This window comes from Allobosea sp. CER48 (genome assembly GCF_044752385.1).
GTDB lineage: Bacteria > Pseudomonadota > Alphaproteobacteria > Rhizobiales > Beijerinckiaceae > Allobosea.
In genome coordinates, this window is sequence record NZ_JBIWYK010000250.1 from 1 (window position 1) to 4,556 (window position 4,556).

The window sequence follows — 4,556 nt, forward strand, 5'->3', positions numbered from 1 at the left end:
GACTTCACCGAGTTCGGCCGGGTTTCGAGGACATCTTCGTCCGTCCGGGCGAATTCATCCTCGGATTTGATCAGCAGCCAGTTGTCGCGCTTCTCACCACGCCGCGGCTTCAGCCGGACCAGATGCCAGCGGCCGCGCAACTTGTGCCCGTCCAGCGTGAAGGCCAGGTGGCCCTTCTTCATGCCCGCGACGGGATCGCCCTCCGCGGTCCAGCGGCCTTCGTCCCAGACGATGACAGAGCCTCCGCCATACTGGCCGGCGGGAATGCTGCCCTCGAACCCGCCATATTCGAGCGGATGGTCCTCGACATGGACGGCCAGCCGCTTCTCGGCAGGATCGAGGCTGGGGCCGCGGGTGACCGCCCAGGACCAGAGCACGCCGCCATGTTCCAGCCGGAAATCATAATGGAGTCGCCGGGCCGCGTGCTTCTGGACGACGAAGGCCCCGCCCTGCGAGGCGCCGTTACGCCGCGTTCTGGCGCCCTTGGGCTCCCTGGTGCGGGTGAAGTCGCGTTTGGAGCGATAGAGATCGAGCGTGGACATCGATCCTCCCTATGCGCTCAAGCACTCCTGCGAGGCTTCGTCGCAGGGCGCCTGGCTGCTGGCCTGGCCACCTTTGCCGATTTCGGCTTGGTTTTGTCGCCGCCTGCGCCCGCCAGGCTCTTCTTCAACGCATCGAAGAGGTTGACGACATTGGCCGGGCGTTCCGCCGCCTGCACCACCGGGGGCTTCCTGCCCTTCTGCTTGGCGCTGAGCAGCGCGAGCAGCGCATCCTCGTAGCGATCGTCGAAATCTCCGGGGTCGAAGGCCGCCTGCTTCTTCTCGATGATGTGCGTCGCCAGGTCGATGAGCTCGGGATCCGTCTTCTGCCTTCCGAGGCCCTCGAAGACTTCCTCCGGCTTCCGCACGGTCTTGTCGTAGCGCAAGGTCGTCAGGAGCAGCCCCTTGTCGAAGGGCTCGATCATCACCGGCCGCTCGCGGCGATAGAGAACGATCCGGGCGATGCCGGCCTTCTTCTGCTTTGCCATCGCCTCGCGAATCACGGCGAAGGCCTCTCCCGAGACCTCATCGGCGGGCGTCACGTAATACGGCGTGTCGAAATAGATCTGCGGAATGTCGGCGCGATCGACGAAGCTCTCGATCGCCAGGGTATGCGAAGACTCGATCTGTACCGACTCGATCTCGTCCTCCTCGACCAGCAGATATTCGTCGTCGCCGATCTCGTAGCCCTTGACCTCGTCGTCATCGGCGACCGGCTTGCCGGTGACGCTGTCGATATATTGCCGCCGCACCGTGTTCCCCGTCTTGCGGTTGATGACGCGGAAGGAAACCTTCTCGCTCTGGCTGGTGGCGCCTGTGAGCTCGACCGCACAGGATACGAGGGAGAGCTTGAGATAGCCCTTCCAGGCCGGACGCGGCGCCATCGGACAGCCTCCACGGCGAGGGGCCCCGCCTTCTTGGGTGACGACAACGACTCAAACCGACCTCCTGCGGTCCTGTTCCGCAGGGCGCTGGCGTTTCCGTCGATTTCGTGTATATGCCCGGCATCCGGACCGAAAAGCCGGCTGCGCGACCCCTCCGCGATGAGGCGGCTCGCGGGCTTCGGACCTCGCTGGACGACATCCCGGCCTGGCCCGCCAGATCAACCCGAAACAAAGGATATCCCGATGTCGATCACTGCCGAGCGCAAGACCGCCCTGCTTCAGGAATACGCCACCAAGCCGAACGACACCGGCTCGCCGGAAGTCCAGGTCGCGATCCTGACCGAGCGCATCAACAACCTGACCGGCCACTTCAAGTCGCACGCGAAGGACAACCACTCCCGCCGCGGCCTGCTCAAGCTGGTGTCGCAGCGCCGTTCCCTGCTCGACTACCTCAAGGGCAAGGACCAGGGCCGCTACAAGACGCTGATCGAGAAGCTCGGCATCCGCCGCTGATCGAAGGCTGAACAGTTTCCGCCCGGTGCGCCACGCTCCGGGCGGCACGTTTTCGGGGCTGTGCCGCCATGGGCGGTGCGCCCCAATCCCGCGGCAGCCGCATGGGGCGGCTTCCCGCGTGACCCGCCGGGCGCCCAAGACGTCCATGGCAGGATCGCCGAGCGCTCGGGCGCATGCTTCCAAGAACCCGAGCGTTCCGCCGTCTTGCCCATGGGCTTGAAGGCGCCGGGCGGGTCGACATCCGACCGAAAGAAAAATCCATGTTCGACATCCAAACCGAAGAACTGATCTGGGGCGGCCGCAAGCTCGTCCTCGAGACCGGCAAGGTCGCCCGCCAGGCCGACGGGGCCGTTCTGGCCACCTATGGCGAGACCGTCGTGCTCGCGACCGTCGTCTCGGCCAAGGAGCCGAAGCCGGGCTTCGACTTCTTCCCGCTGACCGTGAACTACCAGGAAAAGACCTTCGCGGCCGGCCGCATTCCCGGTGGCTACTTCAAGCGCGAAGGCCGCCCGAGCGAGAAGGAGACGCTGGTCTCCCGCCTGATCGACCGTCCGATCCGCCCGCTCTTCGTCGAAGGCTACAAGAACGACACCCAGGTCGTCGTCACCGTTCTGCAGCATGATCTCGAGAACGATCCCGACATCCTCGCGATGGTCGCGACCTCGGCCGCGCTGACCCTTTCCGGCGTGCCCTTCATGGGCCCGATCGGCGGCGCTCGCGTCGGCTATATCGACGGCGCCTACAAGCTCAACCCGACGATCGAGGAGGCCAAGGAATCGGCGCTCGATCTCGTCGTCGCCGGCACGCAGGACGCGGTGATGATGGTCGAGTCCGAGGCCAAGGAGCTGACCGAAGAGGTCATGCTCGGTGCCGTGATGTTCGGCCACAAGCACTTCCAGCCGGTTATCGACGCGATCATCCGCCTGGCCGAGAAGGCCGCCAAGGAGCCGCGCGACTTCAGCCCTCCGGATGATTCCGCCGTTCTCGACGCGATCATGAAGGTCGGCGAGGCCGAGCTGCGCGCCGCCTACAAGATCACCGCCAAGGCCGAGCGCTACAAGGCCGTCGACGCCGTCAAGGCCAAGGTCGTCGCCGCGCTCGTCTCCGAGACGCCGGACGGCGTCGCCACCTTCCCGAAGGACAAGGTCGGCGCGCAGTTCAAGGAAGCCCAGGCCAAGATCGTCCGCTGGAACATCCTCGACGACGGCATCCGCATCGACGGCCGCGACGGCAAGACCGTCCGCCCGATCGTGGCCGAGGCCGGCGTCCTGCCGCGCACCCATGGTTCGGCGCTGTTCACCCGCGGCGAGACCCAGGCGCTGGTCGTGACCACGCTCGGCACGGGCGACGACGAGCAGTTCATCGACTCGCTGGAAGGCACCTACAAGGAGACCTTCCTGCTGCACTACAACTTCCCGCCCTACTCCGTCGGCGAGACCGGCCGCATGGGTTCGCCCGGCCGTCGCGAGATCGGCCACGGCAAGCTCGCCTGGCGCGCCATCCACCCGATGCTGCCGGGCAAGGGCGAGTTCCCCTACACGCTGCGCGTCGTCTCGGAGATCACCGAGTCCAACGGCTCCTCCTCGATGGCCACCGTCTGCGGCACCTCGCTGGCGCTGATGGATGCCGGCGTGCCGCTGCGCGCGCCGGTCGCGGGCATCGCGATGGGCCTGATCCTGGAAGGCAAGCGTTTCGCCGTGCTCTCCGACATCCTCGGTGACGAGGATCATCTCGGCGACATGGACTTCAAGGTGGCCGGCACGGCCGAGGGCATCACCTCGCTGCAGATGGACATCAAGATCGCCGGCATCACCGAGGAGATCATGAAGGTCGCCCTCGAGCAGGCCAAGGGCGGCCGCGAGCACATCCTCGGCGAGATGAGCAAGGCGTTGTCGGCCTCGCGCAGCCAGCTCGGCGAGTTCGCGCCGCGCATCGAGACGATGAAGATCCCGGTCGACAAGATCCGCGAAGTCATCGGCTCGGGCGGCAAGGTCATCCGCGAGATCGTCGAGAAGACCGGCGCCAAGGTGAACATCGAGGACGACGGCACCATCAAGATCGCCTCGGCCGACGGCAAGTCGATCGAAGCCGCGATCAAGTGGATCAAGTCGATCGTCTCCGAGCCGGAAACCGGCGTGATCTACGACGGCACGATCGTCAAGATCATGGAGTTCGGCGCCTTCGTGAACTTCTTCGGCGCCAAGGACGGCCTCGTCCACATCTCCGAACTCGCTCCCAAGCGCGTCCAGAAGGTCCAGGACGTCGTCAAGGAAGGCGACAAGGTCAAGGTCAAGTTCCTCGGCATGGACGAGCGCGGCAAGATCCGCCTCTCGATGAAGGTCGTCGACCAGCAGACCGGCGAGGACATCACCGAGAAGCTCAAGGCCGAGCGCGATGCCGAGAAGGCTCGCGAGAAGCAGGCGGCCAGCGAGTAATCGCTGCGCGCAAGCTCAGGCGAAACAGGACGCCCCGCATCGCAGGATGCGGGGCGTTTTTGCTTCCCGAGGTTCCTTGTCGATGCCGACAGACCCGCGCGCGTGATGATCCAGCGTGTCGATCGACGACCACGCGCCCAGCGTCGTCGCGCTGATCGAAGGACTGGGCCTGACCGCACTCGATC

Annotated in this window: 4 protein-coding genes; 2 read left to right on the top strand and 2 right to left on the bottom strand. The window is 65.6% G+C overall.

Annotated elements, in window-relative coordinates; all coding sequences use genetic code 11:
* Both ACIPIA_RS10650 and ku read right to left on the bottom strand, forming a co-directional pair.
* A partial coding sequence (locus ACIPIA_RS10650; RefSeq protein ID WP_400509286.1) for a DNA polymerase ligase N-terminal domain-containing protein occupies positions 1 to 542 on the bottom strand: 542 nt, incomplete at its 3' end.
* A gap of 17 nt (positions 543 to 559) precedes the next feature.
* A complete protein-coding gene (gene ku / locus ACIPIA_RS10655; protein WP_400509288.1) occupies positions 560 to 1,423 on the bottom strand; it encodes a non-homologous end joining protein Ku in 864 nt (287 codons plus the stop codon).
* 243 nt (positions 1,424 to 1,666) lie between these two features.
* On the opposite strand from ku, the gene rpsO reads away from it, so the two are divergent.
* Both rpsO and pnp read left to right on the top strand, forming a co-directional pair.
* Complete coding sequence (gene rpsO / locus ACIPIA_RS10660; protein WP_400509290.1) at positions 1,667 to 1,936, top strand: 30S ribosomal protein S15; 270 nt, start codon at positions 1,667 to 1,669, stop codon at positions 1,934 to 1,936.
* Positions 1,937 to 2,196: 260 nt separating this feature from the next.
* Positions 2,197 to 4,371, top strand: a complete 2,175-nt coding sequence (gene pnp / locus ACIPIA_RS10665) for a polyribonucleotide nucleotidyltransferase (protein ID WP_400509292.1) — start codon at positions 2,197 to 2,199, stop codon at positions 4,369 to 4,371.
* The last annotated feature ends 185 nt before the right edge of the window (positions 4,372 to 4,556 follow it).

Bases quoted from the DNA above. Each gene is read 5' to 3' on its own strand.
- ku (WP_400509288.1), bottom strand. From the start codon at position 1,423: ATGGCGCCGCGTCCGGCCTGGAAGGGCTATCTCAAGCTCTCCCTCGTA.
- rpsO (WP_400509290.1), top strand. From the start codon at position 1,667: ATGTCGATCACTGCCGAGCGCAAGACCGCCCTGCTTCAGGAATACGCC.
- pnp (WP_400509292.1), top strand. From the start codon at position 2,197: ATGTTCGACATCCAAACCGAAGAACTGATCTGGGGCGGCCGCAAGCTC.